General features: G+C 61.4%; 17 protein-coding genes. 9 read left to right on the top strand and 8 right to left on the bottom strand.

Annotation, left to right across the window (positions count from 1 at the left end):
* The first annotated feature begins 54 nt into the window (after window positions 1–54).
* The 7 genes from HX801_RS17750 to HX801_RS17720 all read left to right on the top strand — a co-directional run bounded on the left by HX801_RS17750 (window position 55) and on the right by HX801_RS17720 (window position 7,869).
* Window positions 55–1,713, top strand: a complete 1,659-nt coding sequence (locus tag HX801_RS17750; protein WP_003214770.1) for a Na/Pi cotransporter family protein — start codon at window positions 55–57, stop codon at window positions 1,711–1,713.
* Between the two features lie 58 nt (window positions 1,714–1,771).
* Entirely contained in the window at window positions 1,772–3,154 is a 1,383-nt protein-coding gene (locus HX801_RS17745; protein ID WP_177022443.1) for a pitrilysin family protein, read from the top strand.
* A 71-nt stretch (window positions 3,155–3,225) separates the two neighbouring features.
* Complete coding sequence (locus HX801_RS17740; protein WP_003214774.1) at window positions 3,226–4,269, top strand: DUF5924 family protein; 1,044 nt, start codon at window positions 3,226–3,228, stop codon at window positions 4,267–4,269.
* A gap of 55 nt (window positions 4,270–4,324) precedes the next feature.
* The gene (locus HX801_RS17735; RefSeq protein ID WP_032899919.1) at window positions 4,325–5,473 is read left to right on the top strand and encodes an ABC transporter permease; all 1,149 of its coding nucleotides are present in this window, start codon (window positions 4,325–4,327) and stop codon (window positions 5,471–5,473) included.
* Window positions 5,470–6,273, top strand: coding sequence for an ABC transporter ATP-binding protein (locus HX801_RS17730; protein ID WP_003214778.1), 804 nt, complete (start codon window positions 5,470–5,472; stop codon window positions 6,271–6,273). Before HX801_RS17735 ends, HX801_RS17730 begins: the two co-directional genes overlap by 4 nt.
* A 1-nt stretch (window position 6,274) precedes the next feature.
* Window positions 6,275–7,213, top strand: a complete 939-nt coding sequence (locus tag HX801_RS17725; RefSeq protein ID WP_008439646.1) for an MlaD family protein — start codon at window positions 6,275–6,277, stop codon at window positions 7,211–7,213.
* Window positions 7,210–7,869 carry an ABC-type transport auxiliary lipoprotein family protein gene (locus tag HX801_RS17720; protein ID WP_177022442.1) on the top strand — a complete coding sequence of 220 codons (660 nt, stop codon included), beginning with the start codon at window positions 7,210–7,212 and terminating at the stop codon, window positions 7,867–7,869. Before HX801_RS17725 ends, HX801_RS17720 begins: the two co-directional genes overlap by 4 nt.
* 86 nt (window positions 7,870–7,955) lie before the next feature.
* Here HX801_RS17720 and HX801_RS17715 read toward each other — a convergent pair whose 3' ends face one another.
* From HX801_RS17715 to HX801_RS17695, 5 genes are all read right to left on the bottom strand, one after another.
* The gene (locus HX801_RS17715) at window positions 7,956–9,185 is read right to left on the bottom strand and encodes a nucleoside recognition domain-containing protein (protein ID WP_177022441.1); all 1,230 of its coding nucleotides are present in this window, start codon (window positions 9,183–9,185) and stop codon (window positions 7,956–7,958) included.
* Between the two features lie 99 nt (window positions 9,186–9,284).
* Window positions 9,285–10,616: a glutamate/aspartate:proton symporter GltP gene (gene gltP, locus HX801_RS17710; RefSeq protein WP_003214787.1), complete on the bottom strand. Its 1,332-nt coding sequence runs from the start codon at window positions 10,614–10,616 to the stop codon at window positions 9,285–9,287.
* Window positions 10,617–11,345: 729 nt separating this feature from the next.
* On the bottom strand, window positions 11,346–11,813 hold the full coding sequence (locus HX801_RS17705) for an inhibitor of vertebrate lysozyme family protein (RefSeq protein ID WP_177022440.1): 468 nt from the start codon (window positions 11,811–11,813) through the stop codon (window positions 11,346–11,348).
* 2 nt (window positions 11,814–11,815) lie between these two features.
* Window positions 11,816–11,980, bottom strand: a complete 165-nt coding sequence (locus tag HX801_RS17700; protein WP_003170804.1) for a DUF1328 domain-containing protein — start codon at window positions 11,978–11,980, stop codon at window positions 11,816–11,818.
* A 77-nt stretch (window positions 11,981–12,057) separates the two neighbouring features.
* On the bottom strand, window positions 12,058–12,342 hold the full coding sequence (locus HX801_RS17695) for a hypothetical protein (RefSeq protein WP_087694545.1): 285 nt from the start codon (window positions 12,340–12,342) through the stop codon (window positions 12,058–12,060).
* 392 nt (window positions 12,343–12,734) lie between these two features.
* Between HX801_RS17695 and algB the strand changes: the two genes are divergently transcribed.
* Window positions 12,735–14,081 (top strand): sigma-54-dependent response regulator transcription factor AlgB, encoded by a 1,347-nt coding sequence (gene algB / locus HX801_RS17690; protein WP_003214793.1) that lies wholly within the window; start codon window positions 12,735–12,737, stop codon window positions 14,079–14,081.
* 10 nt (window positions 14,082–14,091) lie between these two features.
* Entirely contained in the window at window positions 14,092–15,879 is a 1,788-nt protein-coding gene (locus tag HX801_RS17685; protein WP_008439641.1) for a KinB sensor domain-containing domain, read from the top strand.
* A 17-nt stretch (window positions 15,880–15,896) separates the two neighbouring features.
* On the opposite strand, the gene HX801_RS17680 is transcribed toward HX801_RS17685, so the two are convergent.
* The 3 genes from HX801_RS17680 to HX801_RS17670 form a co-directional block, all read right to left on the bottom strand.
* Complete coding sequence (locus tag HX801_RS17680) at window positions 15,897–16,673, bottom strand: N-acetylmuramoyl-L-alanine amidase (RefSeq protein WP_003214798.1); 777 nt, start codon at window positions 16,671–16,673, stop codon at window positions 15,897–15,899.
* Window positions 16,674–16,775: 102 nt separating this feature from the next.
* Complete coding sequence (locus HX801_RS17675) at window positions 16,776–18,881, bottom strand: GGDEF domain-containing protein (protein ID WP_177022439.1); 2,106 nt, start codon at window positions 18,879–18,881, stop codon at window positions 16,776–16,778.
* On the bottom strand, window positions 18,878–19,756 hold the full coding sequence (locus HX801_RS17670; protein WP_087694547.1) for an endonuclease/exonuclease/phosphatase family protein: 879 nt from the start codon (window positions 19,754–19,756) through the stop codon (window positions 18,878–18,880). Before HX801_RS17670 ends, HX801_RS17675 begins: the two co-directional genes overlap by 4 nt.
* Window positions 19,757–19,766 lie beyond the last annotated feature (10 nt).

Here is a 19,766-nt window from a genome sequence, read left to right as displayed (position 1 = left end):
GCGGCACTATTCACTTGCTCCGATTGGAGCACGACTCAACACAGGGGGCCCAGCATGCTGACCCTGCTCAATCTGCTTTCCGCGGTAACCCTGCTGATCTGGGGCACGCACATCGTCCGTACCGGCATCCTGCGGGTCTACGGCTCCAACTTGCGCCAGGTCATCGGGCAGAACATGTCCAAGCGCTGGCTGGCGTTTATCGCCGGCATCCTGGTGACGGCCATGGTGCAAAGCAGCAACGCCACGGCGATGCTGGTGACTTCGTTTGTCGGCCAGGGCCTGATGGGCCTGATGCCCGCCCTGGCGACCATGCTCGGTGCCGATGTCGGTACCGCGCTGATGGCCCGGGTGCTGACCTTTGACCTGTCGTGGCTGTCGCCGCTGTTGATTTTCCTCGGGGTGATTTTCTTCCTGTCGCGCAAACAGACACGCGCCGGGCAGATGGGCCGTGTCGGGATCGGCCTCGGGCTGATCATCCTTGCGCTGCAACTGATCGTCGAAGCCGCGGGCCCGATCACCCACGCGCAGGGCGTCAAGGTCCTGTTCGCCTCGCTGACCGGCGACATCTTGCTCGATGCCCTGGTCGGCGCACTGTTCGCGATGATCTCCTACTCCAGCCTGGCCGCCGTCCTGCTGACCGCGACCCTCGCCGGTGCCGGCGTGATCGGCCTGCACGTGGCCATCGGCCTGGTGATCGGCGCCAACATCGGCAGCGGCGTGCTGGCCTTCCTCAGCACCAGCATGCAGAACGCCGCCGGGCGCCAGGTGGCCCTGGGCAGCCTGCTGTACAAGCTGATCGGCTTGCTGCTGATCATCCCGGTACTCGACCCGCTGGTCGGCTGGATGGATAACCTGGACTACAGCGCCCAAGGCATGGTGATCACCTTCCACCTGCTCTATAACGTTATTCGCTGCCTGATCCTGCTGCCCACCATCGGCCCGATGTCCCGCTTGTGCGCCTGGTTGCTCCCGGAACGCGAAGAGGTCAACGGCCTGGCCAAGCCGCGCCACCTGGACCTGGCAGCACTCGCCACCCCAAGCCTGGCACTGGCCAACGCCGCCCGCGAAACCCTGCGTCTGGGCGACCTGATCGACAACATGCTGACCTCGATGCTGGAAGTGCTGCGCGGCAAGCAAACCGCCATCACCCAGGAAATGCGCAGCCTGAGCGACGATGTCGAGGCGCTCTACAGCGCGATCAAGCTCTACCTCGCGCAAATGCCCCGGGAAGACCTCAGCGAACAGGACAGCCGACGCTGGGCCGAGATCATCGAACTGTCGATCAATCTGAAACTGGCCGGCGACCTGATCGAACGCATGCTGCGCAAGGTCCAGCAGCAAAAGACCTCCCAGCGCCGCTCATTCTCCGAAGTCGGCCTGGAGGAACTCGCGGGCCTGCAAACCCAACTGATCGCCAACCTGCGCCTGGGGCTCTCGGTGTTCCTCAGTGCCGACCCGGAAAGCGCCCGGCAACTGCTGCGGGAAAAGCGCCGCTTCCGCGCCCAGGAGCGTCGCCTGGCCCACGCCCACGTCAGCCGCTTGCAACGTAAAATCGTACAGAGCCTGGAGACCAGTTCCTTGCACCTGGAGCTGATTGCCGACATGAAGCGTCTCAACTCGCTGTTCTGCAGCAGCGCTTATGTGGTGCTGGAAACCACCGACACCGGCGCCCTCTCGGCGGACGATATTGCCGACATCACCCATTCGCCCTGAACGTACGACGGCGAGTGAAGTCAGTTAACAATGGACCTCACTCGCCAGGAAGCCTGTTATGCGTCGCCTGCTATTCGCCTGCCTGCTCATGGGTTCGGCACACACCTTTGCCTTTGACCGCCTGCAAGTCGAGGGCTACACCCTGCCCAACGGCCTGCAATTGCTGCTCAAGCCGGGCACCGAACGCGGCCACGTGGCAATCCGCCTGGTGGTGGGTGTGGGCCTGGATGACTTCAGTTGCGAAGACAAGGAACTGCCGCACCTGCTGGAGCATTTGCTGTTCAGCGGAATCGACGGTGGCGGCGAAGGTGAGCTGGAAGAACGCATGCAAGTCCTCGGCGGCGACTGGAACGCCTACACCAGCAATGCCGACACCACTTTCGTCATCGAGGCTCCGGCGCAGAACCAGCGCAAGGTGCTCGACCTGCTGCTGGCCATCATCACCCGCACCCAATTGACCGACGCCAACATCAATGCCGCCAAACAGGTGGTGGAGCGCGAAGACGGCGGCCATTACTCACACCTGCAACGGCTGCTGGACCGCCAGGACCTCGGCCACAAGGCCAGCAGTCAGCTTGCCGTCGAACTGGGGCTCAAATGCGCCGAGCGGGCCGAAGTCGAGCACCTGACCCGCGACCAGTTGGAAAAGCTGCGCAAGGCCTGGTACGCCCCCAACAACATGACCCTGATCATCGTCGGCGACCTCGACAAGCTGCTGCCGGCCTATCTCGAACGCACTTACGGCGCACTGGATCCGGTTGACCCCAGCGAACATCGCCCGTTGCCGGAGATTCAACACGCCGCCGCCGTCCGCCGCGACCTGATCCACGGCTGGGTCGGTGACAACGCCAAGCTGCACTGGTTATTCCCCGAGCCGGTGCTGGACGACCAGTACGATGAAACCTTCGACCTGCTCAAGGACTACCTGGATTGGGCGCTGTATCGTCAATTGCGCTTGCAGCACGGCTTGTCCTATGGCCCATGGAGCGAGCGCGAAGTGCTGGGCGGCGTCGGCTTCATGAGCCTCAACGCCGACCTTGAACGCGACAACCTGCCCGAAGCCGAGCACGTGCTGGAAACCCTCAGGGCCCAACTGCTCAAGGACGGCCTCGACCCGGCCACCTTCGCCCGCCTGCAACAAGCCGCCATTGCCCGCCAGGCGTGGGCCGTTCAAGGCAACAGCGCGTTGGCCGACTATTACTGGAGTGCCTCGGGCGACTACGCCAAAGGGCATTTCAGCGACCTGGCCAAGCGCATCAAGGCCGTCAGCCTGGAGCAAGCCAACCAGGCCATGCGCGAGTTGTTCAAGCAGAACGGCTACTGGCGCATCGAGAAACCGTTGTTCAGCTACGATAGCCTCAACTGGATCGCCGCAGGCGCACTGGGGCTGATTGCGATTGTGTTACTAGGTGTGTGGCGTTATCGCAAAGGGATTGCGTAATCGGGCCCCGAGAAAACGGCTAAAACGTTATTCTGTCTGGGATTTTTCCTACAAAGACTGTGAACTGCCGAATGCCTATCCTGACCCACACCATCCAGCGCATCCTCGAGCTGATGAAGCGCTACCCAGGGGTGATTGCACTCGGCGGTTTCATCTCGGGTGTGGGCAGCTTCATCCTGGTGGATCGCCAGCAAGGCATGGCCAGCTGGATCGCGATCATCATGCTGGTGAGCTGGTTATGGCTGATGCTCGAAAACAGCCTCACACAGCTGTTCAGCAAAGTCTTCAAACGGGAAATCCCCGAACCGCTGCTGCGCTACGCCACACAGATGATCCATCAGGAAAGCCTGTTTTTTGTCCTGCCGTTCTTTTTTGTCACCACCACCTGGAACAGCGGCCAGTCGATCTTTACCGGCCTGCTGGGCGCGGCGGCGTTGGTCTCCATCACCGACCCGCTGTACTACAAGTGGCTGGCACCCAAGCGCTCGCTGTTTCTCGCACTGCACACCCTGACGCTGTTCGCAGCCCTGCTGACCGCGCTGCCGATCATCCTGCACCTGACCACCGCCGAGAGTTACAAACTGGCCCTCGGCGTGGCAATGGCGCTCTCTATCCCGAGCCTGGCCGTGAGCCTGCCGCTGCGTAGCATCAAGGGCTGGGCGATGCTGTTGGGGGTTACCGCGGCGATTGGTTGCGCCGGCTGGTTCCTGCGCACTTGGGTGCCGCCCGCGACGCTGTGGATGACCGAAGTGGCCATCAGCACCCAATTGCAGGACCGCACGCCCGGCGATGACCTGAAAGAAGTCAGCGCCGCCCAACTGCGCAGCAGCGGGCTGTATGCCTACACCGCGATCAACGCGCCGCGCGGCCTGGATGAGCGGATCTACCATGTGTGGAAATTCAACGGCAAGGAAGTCGACCGCATCGCCCTGGACATCCATGGTGGGCGCAAGGAAGGCTATCGGGCCTGGACCCACAAGCAGAACTTCCCCCCCGACTCGGTAGGACGCTGGCAGGTACGGGTGCTGACCGAAGATGGCCAAGTGATCGGCGTGTTGCGCTTCAAGGTGACTGACCCCGGTCAGGGCGCTACAACGCCAGACGCGCCAAAGTAGGCAGGATCGTGCTATTACGTAGGAATTCTGGAATAGCCAAACAAGCTCGGAGCTTATGACCAGTAGCACAACGGCCGGTGCAGCCCATCTGGACACGTCCACCCAGCCTCCATTGCTGAGGATTACAGGGGATTGGACGCTTGCCCACTATGCCAACCTGAAGAAGCTGTCGGAAAAGCTCGACGGCCAGTACGACGCTGGCGCACGCATCGACCTTAACGGCCTCGGCGCCCTGGACACGGCCGGCGCCTCGCTGCTGGTGGAATTGCTCGGCCCCGAGCGCATCGAACAGTCCGCCGAACAGACCGACTGCAGCCTCTCGACCGCCGACCGCGCGTTACTGAAAACCGTCTACCGCTCTCTGAACGACTTCTGTGTGCCGGTCAAGGAACCGGAAGAAGCCGCCGGCATCATGTTGCTGGCGCGCATCGGCGGCGCGGTCTACACCGTCTGGCAAGACGGCATGAAACTGCTGGGCTTTATCGGCCTGATCCTCGAAACCTTCGCCCGTGGCGTATTCCGGCCCAAGCGCTGGCGCGTGACGCCAATGGTTGCGCATATCGAACAAACCGGCCTCGACGCGGCCCCCATCGTGGCCTTGCTGACTTTCCTGGTGGGCGCAGTGGTGGCGTTTCTCGGTGCCACGGTGCTGGCCAGTTTTGGCGCGAGCATTTTCACCGTGGACCTGGTGGCGTTCTCCTTCCTGCGGGAGTTCGGCGTGTTGCTCACCGCGATCCTGATGGCGGGCCGCACCGCCAGTGCCTTCACCGCACAAATCGGCTCGATGAAGGCCAACGAAGAGATCGATGCGATCCGCACCCTGGGCCTCGACCCGATGGAGTTGCTGGTGCTGCCCCGCGTACTGGCATTGCTGGTGGCGCTGCCGATGCTGACGTTCCTGGCAATGCTCTCGGGCATTATCGGCGGCGGTGTGGTGTGTGCCGTGGCCCTGGATATTTCGCCGGCAATGTTCCTGTCGCTGCTGCAATCGGACATTGGCGTGCAGCACTTCCTAGTCGGCATGGTCAAGGCGCCGATCTTCGCGTTCCTGATCGCGGCCATCGGCTGCCTCGAAGGTTTCAAGGTCAGCGGCAGCGCCGAGTCCGTCGGCGCCCACACCACCTCCAGTGTGGTGCAATCGATTTTCGTGGTGATCGTGCTGGATGCGGTCGCCGCACTGTTCTTCATGGAGATGGGCTGGTGAGTCGTCTGCGCCGTGCGCCCACTGAGGCGGTGATCGAAGTCCGCGGGCTGTGCAACCGGTTTGGTTCGCAAAGCGTGCACGAGAACCTCGACCTGGACTTGTACAAGGGTGAAATCCTCGCCGTCGTCGGTGGCTCCGGCAGCGGCAAGTCGGTGCTGCTGCGCAGCATCATCGGGTTGCGCCAGCCCAGCGAAGGCCAGGTGCGGGTGTTCGGGCAGAACTTGCCGAGCCTGTCGGAACACGAGCGGTCGCTGGTGGAGCGGCGCTTCGGCGTGCTGTTCCAGAAGGGCGCGCTGTTTTCCTCGCTGACGGTCACCGAGAACGTTGCGTTGCCACTGATAGAGCATGCCGGCCTCAGCCGTCCCGATGCCGAGCACCTGGCGGCAGTGAAACTGGCGTTGGCCGGGCTGCCGCTGTCGGCCGCCGACAAATACCCCTCGTCACTCTCCGGCGGCATGATCAAGCGCGCGGCCCTGGCCCGTGCCCTGGCGCTGGACCCGGACATCCTGTTTCTCGACGAACCCACCGCCGGCCTCGACCCGATCGGCGCCGCCGCCTTCGATCAACTGATCCTGACCCTGCGCGATGCGCTGGGCCTGAGCGTGTTCCTGGTCACCCACGACCTCGACACGCTGTACACCATCACCGACCGTGTAGCGGTGTTGGCGCAGAAAAAGGTACTGGTGGCGGATGCCATCGATGTCGTCTCGGAAACCGACGACGCCTGGATTCACGAATACTTCCATGGCCCACGGGGCCGCGCGGCATTGGATGCCGCTCAACTGCTCAACGAGGTATGACATGGAAACCCGAGCCCATCATGTGATGATCGGTCTGTTCAGCGTGATCGTCGTGGTCGGCGCCATGCTGTTTGGCCTGTGGCTGGCCAAGTCCAGCGTCGACAGCGCATTCCAGGATTACGAAGTGGTGTTCAACGAGGCGGTCAGTGGGCTGTCCCAAGGCAGTGCCGTGCAGTACAGCGGGATCAAGGTGGGCGACGTCACCAGCCTGCGCCTCGACCCGAAAGACCCGCGCCGGGTGCTGGCGCGCATCCGCCTGGCCGGGCAGACGCCGATCAAGGAAGACACCCAGGCCAAACTGGCCCTGACCGGCATCACCGGCACCTCGATCATCCAGCTCAGCGGCGGTACACCCCAAAGCCCTGAGCTCAAGGGCAAGGACGGCAACCTGCCGGAAATCATTGCGTCGCCATCGCCGATCGCGCGACTGCTGAACAACAGCAATGACCTGATGACCAGCATCAACTTGCTGCTGCACAACGCCAATCACATGTTCTCCCGGGAGAACGTCGACCGCCTCAGCAATACCCTGGACAACCTGCAACAGACCACCGGCGCGATTGCCGATCAGCGCGGCGACATCAAGGTGGTGATGCAGCAATTGATGCAGGTGAGCAAACAGGCCAGCGCCACCCTGGAGCAAACCACCGCGTTGATGCGCAACGCCAACGGTTTGCTCAACGACCAGGGCAAGCAGGTTTTCGGCAGTGCTGAAAAAGCCATGCAGTCCCTTCAACAGAGCACGGCCACGATCGACACCTTGCTGACCAACAACAAGGATTCCCTGAACAGCGGCATGCAGGGTCTCAACGAACTGGCGCCAGCGGTGCGCGAGCTGCGCGAAACCCTGGGTTCGTTGCGCGCCATTTCCCGCCGCCTGGAAGCCAACCCCAGCGGTTACCTGCTGGGCAGCGACAAGAACAAGGAGTTCACGCCATGAAGCGTGCGTACCAAATGATCGCCCCCGTTGCGCTGGTATTGGTCAGTGCGTGTTCCATCCTGCCGAAGGCGGATCCCTCGGACGTGTACCGGTTGCCATCGGCGCAGGCCGCCACGCAGGCCAGCCCGGTGGCCTGGTCGCTGCGGGTGGCGAAGCCGCAGACCAGCGAATTCCTCGACAGCCCGCGGATTGCCGTGGTGCCTAATGGCGACCTGATCAGCAGCTATGCGAATTCCCGCTGGAGCGATCCGGCACCGGTGCTGTTGCGTAACCGGTTGTTGGACGGGTTCCAGCGGGATGGCCGGGTGACGTTGCTCAGTACCGATGAGACCAATCTGCAGGCGGACTTTGAGTTGGGCGGGCAGTTGCAGGCGTTTCAGAGTGAGTATCGCGGCAGCGCAGTTGAAGTGGTGATACGGCTGGACGCACGGTTGGTGCGCGGCAGTGATCAACGGATTATTGCCAGCAAGCGGTTCGAGGTGAGGCAGCCGGTGGGGGATACCAAGGTGCCGGCGGTGGTAGCCGGGTTTGGTCAGGCTGGCGATGTACTGAACAGGCAGGTGGTGGATTGGGCCGTCGGCCTGGGAAGCCGCGCTTTTGTGGCGAGGGAGCTTGCTCCCGTTGGGCTGCGCAGCAGCCCCAAAACCAGTCAATGAGCTTTGACTGACACACCTGCGATAACTGACTGGGGCCGCTTCGCGGCCCAACGGGAGCAAGCTCCCTCGCCACAGGGATTCAGGTCTTAGCCGAAGAACCAGTAGCACACCGCAATCGCCGCCACCACACCAGCAAACTCCGCCAACAACGCACACCCCACCGCATGCCGTGCCCGCTGGATTCCCACCGAGCCAAAGTACACCGCCAACACATAGAACGTGGTCTCGGTACTGCCCTGAATCGTCGCCGCCACCAGCGCCGGGAAGCTGTCCACGCCCTGGGTCTGCATCGTTTCAATCAGCATCGCCCGCGCCGCGCTGCCGGAGAACGGCTTGACCATCGCCGTCGGCAACGCATCAACAAAGCGTGTATCCATGCCGGTCCAGGCCACCAGATGGCGAATCCCTTCCAGGCCGAAATCCAGCGCGCCGGACGCCCGCAACACGCCCACTGCACACAGCATCGCCACCAGGTACGGCAGCAGGTTCTTGGCAACGTCGAAGCCCTCTTTGGCACCTTCGACAAACGCTTCGTAGACCTTCACCTTGCGCAGCGCGCCGATCACCAGGAACAACATGATCAACCCGAACAGCGTGAGGTTGCCGAGGATCGACGACAGCCCCGCCAGCGCCGTGGCTGAGAGCGTCGCCAGCAAGGCCATGAAGCCACCCAGTACCAGCGCACCCGGAATCAGATACGCCAGCACCACCGGGTCCCACAGCCGCAGGCGTTGCATCACCGCCACCGACAACAGACCCACCAGGGTCGAGGCGCTGGTGGCCAGCAGGATCGGCAGGAACACCAGCGTCGGGTCCGCCGCACCTTGCTGGGCGCGGTACATGAAGATGGTGACCGGCAGCAGGGTCAGGGAAGACGCGTTGAGTACCAGGAACAGGATCTGCGCGTTGCTGGCGGTATTGGGGATAGGGTTGAGCTCTTGCAGCGCCTTCATGGCCTTGAGGCCGATGGGCGTAGCGGCGTTATCGAGGCCCAGGCCGTTGGCGGCGAAGTTGAGCGTGATCAAGCCGATGGCCGGGTGACCGGCAGGCACTTCCGGCATCAGGCGCCGGAACAGTGGCCCCAGGGCCTTGGCCAGCCAGTCGACGATCCCGGCTTTCTCGGCGATACGCAGGAAGCCCAGCCACAAGGTCAGGGTGCCGAACAGCAACACCATCACCTCGACCGACAGCTTGGCCATGGCGAAAATGCTTTCCACCATGGCCGCAAAGATCCCGGCATTCCCGCCGATCAGCCATTGCGCCAGCGCAGACACCATCGCCACGATAAAGAAGCCAAGCCACAGGCCATTGAGCATCAGTTGAATCCCCCGAAAGATGGGGCGAATGATAGCGGGGCTGGCAGAAACGACAAACCCCGGATTTTCCGGGGTTTGTGTAGGAGCCAGTTATGGCGGTCAGCCGCGAGTGGTCTCGCCGGCCGGCAGTGCTTGCTTGGTGCGCCAGTGCGGCAGGGAGTTCCAGTAGCGCTCGCCCTTGGCATCGTCGTACATGCCTTCCCAACGGGAGATGACCAGTACGGCCAGGGCGTTACCGATCACGTTCAGTGCGGTACGGGCCATGTCCATGATGCGGTCGACACCGGCGATGAACGCCAGGCCTTCCAGCGGAATGCCCACGCTGCCCAGGGTCGCCAGCAGCACCACGAAGGACACGCCCGGCACGCCGGCGATGCCTTTGGAGGTGACCATCAGGGTAAGCACCAGCATCAGTTGCTGGCCAATCGACAGGTCGATGCCATACAGCTGGGCGATAAAGATCGCCGCGATGCTCTGGTACAGGGTCGAACCGTCGAGGTTGAACGAGTAGCCGGTCGGTACCACGAAGCTGCAGATCGCCTTCGGCGCGCCGTAGGCTTCCATCTTCTCGATCACACGCGGCAGCACGGTTTCAGAGCTGGCAGTGGAGTAGGCCAGCACCAGCTCATCCTTGAAGATGCGCATCAGCTTGATCACCGAGAAACCGAACAGGCGGGCGATCAGGCCCAGCACCACAAAAGCAAAGAACAGGATGGCGACATAAACCAGGATCACCAGCTTGGCCAGCGGCAGCAGCGAGGCGAAGCCGAAGTTGGCGACGGTCACCGCGATCAGGGCAAATACACCGATCGGGGCGTATTTCATGATCATGTGGGTGACTTTGAACATGCTCTCGGACACGCCCTGGAACATGGTCACCAGGGGCTCGCGCAATTCAGGCTTGAGGCTCGACAAGCCGAGGCCGAACAACACCGAGAAGAAGATGATCGGCAGCATGTCGCCACGGGCCACGGCGGCGAAGATGTTCGACGGGATCAGGTTGAGGATCGTCTCGATGAACGCGTGCTCGTGCTGGACCTCGGCGGCGGTGGCCGTGTATTTGGAAATGTCGACGGTACCCAGGGTACTCATGTCGATGCCGGTACCCGGATGGAACAGGTTGGCCAGCAACAGGCCGACCACAATGGCAATGGTGGTGACCACTTCGAAGTAAAGGATGGTTTTAACGCCGATCCGGCCGAGCTTTTTCGCATCGCCAACACCGGCGATTCCGACAATCAGCGACGAAATCACGATCGGGATAACGATCATCTTGATCAGGCGGATAAAGATATCGCCAGCGGGCTGCAACACGTTGCTGATCCACCAGGCCTTTTCAGCACTGAAATGGTTAAGCACCGCACCGATTGCAATCCCCAGCACCAGACCGATGAGGATCTGCCAGGCGAGGCTTAGCTTTGCCTTCTTCATGTCATTACCCTTACTTCAAGTGGACTCAGGCAGATGCGCCAGCAGCTGGAACGCTCGAGAGCGAAAAAGTGTGTGCATCTGCCCCCGTAGAAGGTCACCGCAGTTGGCCGATATGGCTCACTGGCAGGCGAAAAAAGGCGCAACTATTCCGATGCAAGGAGGCGACGTCTAATGCCGTAAACGCCTACCCTATGCCGAATCGGCATGAGTTTTTTTGAGTTTTTCTGTCTGAACGGTCAGTTCGAATACGACATTTCGGCAGGCATAAATGCCGCGAACCGGCCATTTCAGGCTCGCGCAGGGTTTTTTGAAAATCTACGGTCGCGGTTGAAAACCCCTGAAAATTCCTACGCATACCATCGAAAAACTCGTCTGGCAGGAGACAAACTTTCTCGATAGATGGTCACGCGGAAACACCAAGAAATGGTTGGGCGGACGCAAAAAGGAGAATTGCCGCTATGGGCGGCATGACAGAAGCGGGCATAGGAGCCGCAAGCCCGTCGCAAGTTCCACAAACCATCGGCTTGGGAACTTGCGTCGCAGCTTTTCACCTGACCCGGCCCTTGCGCAGGCACTCCCTGTCCCCGTAGGTCACGCCGATCCAAACGATCAGAGCAACCCGGCCCCTTGGTCATACACCACCCTTGTCGGGCGATGCAAACAGAAAGAAGCACGGCGCTTCTTTCTATGGACGTTAAGCCGATAGACGACAGCGTCGTCAGACCGAACCTAGTACCAATTCGGATCTTTCTTGAGCTGTTCCATCAGCAGCTTTTGCATGCCTTCGTCCGGCTTGCCAAGAAAACGGTAGTCGGCATGCCGCGTTGGCGATTTGTCCGCGGGCAGGCCCGCCGGGACTTCTACCAACATCGCGTAGGCATCTTCCTTGTCGAAGCTGAAGGCGACGATCAGGCGCTTGTTCAGGCATGTGTCTGCGGTCTCGCAGAGCGGCCCAACCAAGTACTTGTCGCCATCCTCTTCAACGGCATTCATTTGTTCAGCACTGCCCGAAAGGTTCAACACCCATTCAGGCAGACGCTCTTCCTTCTTGACCACGCTCTGCCAGGTCTCGCGATACTGCGGGTTCGCGCTCAACAGTTCGTTGGCTCGGGACTGGCCATCATTGGCAGCCAGCACCAAGCCGCTGCCGCCCAACAACAGGGCGGCAGCCAGGGCTTTAAGGGACGAGTTGAACATGCTTAGCCTCGACCACGACGGCCAAAGAAGAAGGAAGCGATGAACATCACCAGGAAGACCACAAACAGAATCTTGGCGATACCCGTGGCGGTGCCCGCGATACCACCGAAGCCCAGGACTGCAGCCACAATGGCGATGATCAGAAATGTGATTGCCCAACTCAACATGGTGATTCTCCTTACGCTTCTTTTAGGGGTAACAGCGGTAGTGCCTGCGGTCGCTCGATTCGAGGACCGTGTATTGCCTAGAACACCCAGCGTTCCTGCGATGGCAGGTCGCCGAGGGTGGAGTCCTGTTCAACCGCCGCCAATTGCGGGGTTGTCACATCGGCGGCAGTGCTGCCGACGGAGCGGAAATGGGTCTGGGTCATCATCGGACGTTCAAACTGCACGACTTGCTGCTGACTCTGCTGCCAATGCGCCAATTGCTGACCGCCAATCAAGGTCACCATCAGGGCCAGGCTGGCAAACAGCCCCTGTTGCAGGCGCAGTGGCGATACACGCAGTTGGGTCAGGCTTTGGCGAGTCATGCTGTATCTCTCCCGCATTCTGATTATTCGTAGATGAAACTCGTATGAGGTGTATTGCAGCCTGCGTGCCAGTTTTTTAACAAAATAAAAACCAATAAAATCAACCAGTTAAAAACAAAAGCGCTTTGACACCACGAGCATCCTGCACGATGCCCCTATCCTTGCCGTGCGAAATGCACGATGGTCACTGGTCGGATCAAGGGATAGGAAGGCAACGTTCGACTGCCGAAGTGGCAAGAGGGAGACAAAAACGCCTCTTGTGGGCGTCTTTGTAAGAAGAAGCGCAGATAGCTGCGCGGTGACGGCTTTAATCAATCAGAATAAACCATGCAACTTGCCCGATTATTCCGGGACTAAACAACATCATTCATTCTTAAGGGAGCGCGGGACAGATGGAATCAGCCAAGGAACTTCAAGGCCGCATTCTTTTAGTGGATGACGAATCCGCGATCCTTCGCACCTTCCGTTACTGCCTGGAAGATGAAGGCTACACCGTAGCCACCGCCAACAGCGCCGCCCAGGCCGATGCCTTGTTGCAACGCCAGGTGTTTGACCTGTGCTTCCTGGACCTGCGCCTGGGCGAAGACAACGGCCTGGATGTACTGGCGCAAATGCGTATCCAGGCGCCGTGGATGCGCGTGGTGATCGTCACGGCCCACTCGGCCGTCGACACCGCCGTGGATGCGATCCAGGCCGGCGCGGCCGACTACCTGGTAAAGCCTTGCAGCCCCGACCAATTGCGCCTGGCCACGGCCAAGCAGCTGGAAGTGCGCCAGCTGTCGGCACGCCTGGAAGCCCTGGAAGGCGCAGTGCGCCAACCCAAGGACGGCCTCGACTCCCATAGCCCGGCGATGATGGTGGTGCTGGAAACCGCACGCCAGGTGGCGGGCACTGATGCCAACATCCTGATTCTCGGCGAGTCCGGCACCGGTAAAGGTGAACTGGCCCGGGCGATCCACGGTTGGAGCAAACGCGCGAAAAAATCCTGCGTCACCATCAACTGCCCATCGCTGACGGCGGAACTGATGGAAAGCGAGTTGTTCGGTCATAGCCGTGGTGCGTTTACCGGCGCCAGCGAAAGCACCCTCGGCCGCGTCAACCAGGCCGATGGCGGCACCTTGTTTCTCGACGAGATCGGCGACTTTCCGCTTACTTTACAACCCAAGTTGCTGCGCTTTATCCAGGACAAGGAATACGAGCGCGTCGGCGACCCGGTGACGCGCCGTGCCGATGTGCGAATTCTCGCCGCTACCAACCTGAACCTGGAAGACATGGTTCGCGACGGCCGTTTCCGCGAAGACCTGCTGTATCGCCTGAATGTCATCACCTTGCACCTGCCGCCCCTGCGCGAACGCAGCGAAGACATCCTGACCCTGGCCGACCGCTTCCTGGCGCGTTTCGTGAAGGAATATGCGCGGCCGGCGCGCGGCTTCAGCGATGAAGCCCGTGAGGCACTGCTCAACTACCGCTGGCCGGGGAACATCCGTGAGCTGCGCAACGTGGTTGAGCGGGCCAGCATCATCTGCCCGCAGGAAAAAGTTGAGATCAGCCACCTCGGCATGGCCGAGCAGCCGACCAACAATGCCCCGCGTATCGGTGCGGCGTTGAGCCTGGATGAACTGGAAAAGGCGCATATCGGTGCCGTGCTGGCCACCAGCGACACCCTGGACCAGGCGGCCCGAACCCTTGGCATTGATGCGTCGACGCTGTATCGCAAACGCAAACAATACAACCTGTGAGCTGTAGCCTATGAAGCTTGCGATGACCCTGCGCACTCGGTTGTTCCTGAGTATTTCCGCGCTGATCACCGTCGCCCTGTTGGGGTTGCTGCTGGGGCTGGTGAGCGTCATGCAAATGGCCAAGACCCAGGAATCGTTGATTCGCAGCAACTTCATCACATTGGACCTGGGGCTCAAGCTTCGGCAGACCCTCGGCGACCAGTTGATGATCATGCTCAATGAACAGCCGAATACCGCTGCGCTGGAAGACTCCAAGCAACGCTATTTCGCCCTGTTGCAGCAAGGTATCGACCACGAACAAAAGGACGCGGTAACCAGCGGTTTTACCCAGGCCAAGACCAATTACCTGAGCTTTCTCGAGGCGTTCGATGAAAAGGAGAATGCTCCGCCGCAACTGCGCAACAACGACGAGCTGACCAAACGCTTCAACATCCTGCGCAACGGCCTGATCGCCGAGCACAAGAAAGCCCTGGATAACATCAACGATACCGAACACAAGTCCCGTGAACGTGCGCTGCTGATTGCCGGCCTGCTGGGCCTGGTCGGCCTGGCGGTGCTGATCATCGGTTTCGTTACCGCCCACGGTATCGCCCGCCGCTTTGGCGGGCCGATCGAAGCGCTGGCCAAGGCCGCCGACAAGATCGGCCAGGGCAACTTCGAAGTCACGCTGCCCATTTCATCCGCAGCGGAAATGAACCTGCTGACCCGACGCTTCGGCATCATGGCCGAGGCGTTGCGCCAGCATCAGGCAACCAATGTCGATGAGCTGCTGGCCGGGCAACAACGCCTGCAGGCGGTGCTCGACAGCATCGACGACGGCCTGCTGATGATCGACCGCCAGGGTCGCCTGGAACACCTTAACCCGGTGGCACAACGTCAACTCGGCTGGGACGAGAATCGCCTGGGCCAAGGCCTTGGCGACGCCCTGGGCCGCCCGGAACTGGATGAACAGCTGCAGCTGGTACTGCGCGGCGGCAATCTGGAGCGCGCACCTGAAGACCTGGAAGTAGAGGTTGAGGGTGAGCTGCGCCTGCTGACGTACAGCCTGACGCCGGTCAGCCATACCCAGGGGCACATTCTGGGCGCGGTGATGGTGCTGCATGACGTTACCGAACAGCGTGCCTTTGAACGAGTACGCAGTGAGTTTGTGTTGCGCGCGTCCCATGAATTACGCACGCCGGTGACGGGCATGCACATGGCCTTCGGCTTGTTCCGGGAACGGGCGAAGTTTCCTGCGGAGTCGCGCGAAGCGGACCTGCTGGATACGGTCAACGAGGAAATGCAGCGCCTGATGCAGTTGATCAACGACTTGCTCAACTTCTCGCGCTACCAGAATGGCTTGCAGAAACTCACCCTGGGCCCGTGTGACATCAGCGACCTGCTCGAACATGCCCGCGCCCGCTTCGCGGAGCAGGCGAATGCGCAGAACATCGAGCTGCTGGTTGAGGAACAATCCCCGCTACCGAGGTTGCATGCCGATCGAGCGCAGCTGGAAAGGGTGCTCGACAATTTGCTGGGCAATGCCCTGCGGCACACAGCCGACGGTGGGCAGATCCGCTTGCAGGCGCGTCGTCATGGCGAACGGGTGATTGTCAGCGTTGAAGACAACGGTGAAGGCATTGCCTACGGCCAGCAGGGACGAATCTTCGAGCCGTTTGTGCAGGTAGGCCGCAAGAAAGGCGGCGCCGGGCTGGGCCTGGCGCTGTGCAAGGAGATCGTGCAATTGCACGGTGGCCGCATGGGGGTGTATTCGCGGCCGGGGCAGGGGACGCAGTTCTACATGGCGTTGCCCCTGTAGGAACAACGCGCCAACCGTTATTGGTGATTCAACGCCCGCAGGATCGCAGCACTTTCGGCATCCGGCGTCCCATCAAACAGCGACGCCCGGAAATGCATCTGGAACGCGGCCACCACATGCCGCGTCGCTACATCCAGCTCGCCCGTCTGTGGCGTCGGATAGCCCAGCTTCGCCAACTCTTCCTGGAACCAGGTAATGCTCGGCAGATCGGCTGCGTACTGCACCTGGTAACGGGCCACCGCCTTGGCGTCCGGCCACATGCCCAGCCCCTCATCCGCCAGGCGCTTCCAGGGGAACAACGGCCCCGGGTCCAGCTTGCGCAGCGGGGCAATGTCGCTATGGCCGATGATGTTTCGCGGGTCGATGCCGTTGCGTTTGCTGATGTCCTTGAGCAGTACTACCAGTGACTGCACCTGCGCTTCGGAATAGGGATACCAAACGCGGCCCGTCGGCAAATCCCGATAACCCGGGTTCACGATCTCGATCCCGATGGAGCTGGAGTTGAGCCAGGTGCGGCCCATCCATTCACTTTCTCCGGCATGCCAGGCGCGCTGGCTTTCATCCACGAGCTTATAGATGGTGGCCGAGGCGTCATCACCGATCAGGTAATGACTGCTGACCTGGCCATGGGTCAACAGCGCCAGGGAGCGCTCAAGGGACGCCGAGGTGTAGTGCACGACGACAAACTGCACACGATTGTCGTGGTTCACCGACGGATGACTGGTGTCCAGGCGAGGGCCGCTCGCGCAACCGGCGAGCAGGAGAAACAGAAAGGCAGAACACAGAAGTTTCATGGCAGCAAATAGTACGCTTAAGACGATAATGCAACAGTGTAACGTACCGTTTGCTGCCAGGCGGCCAAATGCGATGTTTTAAACAAAATGGAACATTTCCGGTCAGGCCGCCTGCACCTGGTTACGCCCCGCCGCCTTGGCACGATATAACGCCTCGTCAGCGCGCTTGAGCGCCAGGTCACTGCGTTCTCCCGGCTGAAACTGCGCCATGCCCATGGACACCGTAATCGTCACCGGCTCGCCCTTGAAGTGAAACGGGCAGGCTTGGATGGCTGCACGCAGGGTTTCGCCCACCGCCAACGCATCGGACAGCGACGAGTTGGGCATCAGCAGCACAAACTCTTCACCGCCAAAACGCGCGATGAAGTCGTTCGGCCGCAGGCGTTTGCGAAGCACCGTGGCGATGATCTTCAGCACCTTGTCGCCCGCCAGATGACCATAGCCGTCGTTGATGCGCTTGAAGTGATCGAGGTCCAGCATGGCCAGTGACAGGTTATTTCCACGCTGGTGCCAGGCGTTGACCTCCTGCTCCAGGCGCTCGCTCCAGGCAGCGCGGTTGGGTAGTCCGGTGAGCGGATCGATAAGGGCTTTCTGGCGCTGAACCTCAAGGTGTTCACGGTAGCCCTGAGCCTCTTGCTCCATATTGGCGACCCGTTCGGCCAGGCCCTTGAGCCGTGCAGCCACTTCCTGTTCGCGCTGGTCACGCTGGTGGCGGTGTTCATCCATGGTGCCCAGCAACCCTTCGAGATGGCTCTCCAGCACGTGCTTGAGGCTGTCGAGGTCTGCGGCGTCCTGCATGCTGGTTTGCAAACCATCCACTTGTTCGCGGATCTGGGTATCCAGTTCCCTGGCCGCCGAGCGGCTGTCGGCGTGCCCGTCACTGGCGACCTGCAGGTGCCCCTGGAACGCCTCGAGACGATCGTTGAGTTGCTTGAGGTAGGCTTCAAACTCGTGCTGGCCGCTGTCGGTGATCGCCAGCATCAACACCGCCAGGTCATCGAGGATCGGCAGCAATTCGTACCAGTTCAATCCGTGGGCCAGGCGTTCACGCATGGCTTCGGCCTGGGGCCGATGGCGCTCGGGCAGCGAGAGGTCTTCCAGTAAGCCGAGCAGGGTATCTTCGATGTGCTTGGCCACCGAACTGTAAGACGGCTCGGGGGTGTCGGGCAGGGCGTAGGCTTGATCCGCTTGCAGCTCGTCTGGGTTCAGCTCTGCCTGCTCGGGCGATTCTTGCGGTTCATCGGCCAGGACCGGGGGCAGGGAAAGACTGCCGATCTCTGTCCGCTCCGGCTCACGGGCCTGCACCTCTGGCACCTCGACCATGGCGGCAAGAGCGCTCTCAAGCTCAACCTCCGCTTCGATCGGTTGCTCGGGTTCTGGCGTTTCGATAATCGTAGCGGGTGCCTCGACGACGGACGGTGTGACCGCGACGGCCGGAACAACAGGCACCGCTTCGCTGACAGCGTCGGCAGCCTCTACTGGCGATACCGGCTCAGGGGGCGACTCGATGGGGGCCGGGACCTTCGGCTGCGGTGCAAAAGCCCGCAGCGCCTGGGCCAGTTCCGCCGATTGCGCCGGCGCTTCAACTTCATCCACCGGCCTGGGCTTTGGCGCAGCAGGCGCCGGAGAAGCCGGGCGGGATGGCGTGGGCGCTTCAACCTCCGGCGTGTCGATTGCGTCCTTGGTGCCAAACAGACGCTGCAACAGACCCGGGCTCGAACGGCTGGTTTCGCCCTCCGGCTCCAGGTTACTCAACGCCTGCCCCTGGAGGCCGCTCAGCTCGCTCAGCAACAGCGGGATCTCCCGCGCCTGGCCAACCCGACCGTCCAGCTGCTTGGCGAAAGCCTTCAGCGGGCGACTCACGTCCCGTGGCAAGGGCAGTTTCTGCAACTGAGTGACCAGGGCCGTCAACGCGCTGCCGATCTGGTCAACCCGGGTTTCGCGGCGCTGCTCCGAATCCAGCACGGCCTTTTCCAGGCGCGGCAGCAATGCAGCGAGGGCGGCGTCCATGTCGTCGGTGCGCACCACATCGCGCATTTCCTTCATGCATTGGTCAACCGCTCGGTCGGTCCCTTCTGCCGCCAGGGTGCTGCGCACCAGCCCTCGGCGCAGCAGGTCGAGGCGGGCGGCCCAGCGACGCTCGAGCTTTTCTTGTTGCTCGACGCTTTTAAGGTATTTCTCTTTCCAACGCTGGGCGTCGTCGCTCATGCAAGGGGTCCGCGAGGGCCGGGGCTCAACGCGGGCAATGCATCAGCCGTGAGCGAACCCGGCAGACGAATCTCTACCGCGACGGGCAGGTGATCGGAGATGGGCTGCGCCAGTACCTGCACACTTTCGAGTGTCAGGGTCGGGCTGAGCAGGATGTGATCAAGACAACGTTGCGGTCGCCAGCTGGGAAAGGTGGCTTCGACTTGCGGCGCCAGCAACCCAAGGTCGCGCAACGGGGAATTCTGTAGCAGGTCTGTGGCATGGGTGTTCATGTCACCCATCAGCACCTGGTGTTTGTAGCCGCCAATCAACTCACGGATGTAGGCCAACTGCATGGTTCGGGTTCGAGCCCCCAGTGCGAGGTGCATCATCACCACGACCAATGCTTCCGGCCCTTCGCCGAATCGTACGAGAATTGCACCGCGGCCTTTCGGGCCAGGCAACGGGTGGTCCTCGATCGCCCACGGTTTCAGACGGCTGAGCACACCATTGCTGTGCTGGCCGAGTTTGCCGAGGTTGCGATTGAGTTGTTGATACCAGTAGGGAAAGGCACCGAGTTGCGCAAGGTGTTCGACCTGGTTGATGTAGCCGGAACGCAGGCTGCCACCATCGGCCTCCTGCAGAGCTACCAGGTCGAAGTCACCCAGCAGGTCGCCGATCTTTTGCAGATTGCCGGCACGCCCATTGTGGGGCAGCAGGTGCTGCCAGCCACGGGTCAGGTAATGCCGGTATTTCTCGGTACTGATACCCACCTGGATATTGAAACTGAGCAGGCGCAACCGACTGTCAGCCGGCAGGCCCGTGGATTCCAGGTGATGTTCGTTGACCTTCGGGTCATGCAGGCCAACGACACGTTCAGTACCCCAGCGACGCATGACGGGCCCC

Source organism: Pseudomonas sp. G1002, from assembly GCF_013385455.1.
Taxonomy (GTDB): Bacteria; Pseudomonadota; Gammaproteobacteria; order Pseudomonadales; family Pseudomonadaceae; genus Aquipseudomonas.
Note: the sequence above shows the minus strand (reverse complement) of the source record. Positions and strands in the feature narration are given on the sequence as shown.

Bases quoted from the DNA above. Each gene is read 5' to 3' on its own strand.
- HX801_RS17725 (WP_008439646.1), top strand. From the start codon at position 6,275: ATGGAAACCCGAGCCCATCATGTGATGATCGGTCTGTTCAGCGTGATC.
- HX801_RS17705 (WP_177022440.1), bottom strand. From the start codon at position 11,813: ATGTTCAACTCGTCCCTTAAAGCCCTGGCTGCCGCCCTGTTGTTGGGC.
- algB (WP_003214793.1), top strand. From the start codon at position 12,735: ATGGAATCAGCCAAGGAACTTCAAGGCCGCATTCTTTTAGTGGATGAC.
- HX801_RS17670 (WP_087694547.1), bottom strand. From the start codon at position 19,756: ATGCGTCGCTGGGGTACTGAACGTGTCGTTGGCCTGCATGACCCGAAG.
- HX801_RS17685 (WP_008439641.1), top strand. From the start codon at position 14,092: ATGAAGCTTGCGATGACCCTGCGCACTCGGTTGTTCCTGAGTATTTCC.
- HX801_RS17700 (WP_003170804.1), bottom strand. From the start codon at position 11,980: ATGTTGAGTTGGGCAATCACATTTCTGATCATCGCCATTGTGGCTGCA.
- HX801_RS17680 (WP_003214798.1), bottom strand. From the start codon at position 16,673: ATGAAACTTCTGTGTTCTGCCTTTCTGTTTCTCCTGCTCGCCGGTTGC.
- HX801_RS17720 (WP_177022442.1), top strand. From the start codon at position 7,210: ATGAAGCGTGCGTACCAAATGATCGCCCCCGTTGCGCTGGTATTGGTC.
- HX801_RS17735 (WP_032899919.1), top strand. From the start codon at position 4,325: ATGACCAGTAGCACAACGGCCGGTGCAGCCCATCTGGACACGTCCACC.
- HX801_RS17715 (WP_177022441.1), bottom strand. From the start codon at position 9,185: ATGCTCAATGGCCTGTGGCTTGGCTTCTTTATCGTGGCGATGGTGTCT.
- gltP (WP_003214787.1), bottom strand. From the start codon at position 10,616: ATGAAGAAGGCAAAGCTAAGCCTCGCCTGGCAGATCCTCATCGGTCTG.
- HX801_RS17745 (WP_177022443.1), top strand. From the start codon at position 1,772: ATGCGTCGCCTGCTATTCGCCTGCCTGCTCATGGGTTCGGCACACACC.
- HX801_RS17695 (WP_087694545.1), bottom strand. From the start codon at position 12,342: ATGACTCGCCAAAGCCTGACCCAACTGCGTGTATCGCCACTGCGCCTG.
- HX801_RS17750 (WP_003214770.1), top strand. From the start codon at position 55: ATGCTGACCCTGCTCAATCTGCTTTCCGCGGTAACCCTGCTGATCTGG.
- HX801_RS17675 (WP_177022439.1), bottom strand. From the start codon at position 18,881: ATGAGCGACGACGCCCAGCGTTGGAAAGAGAAATACCTTAAAAGCGTC.
- HX801_RS17740 (WP_003214774.1), top strand. From the start codon at position 3,226: ATGCCTATCCTGACCCACACCATCCAGCGCATCCTCGAGCTGATGAAG.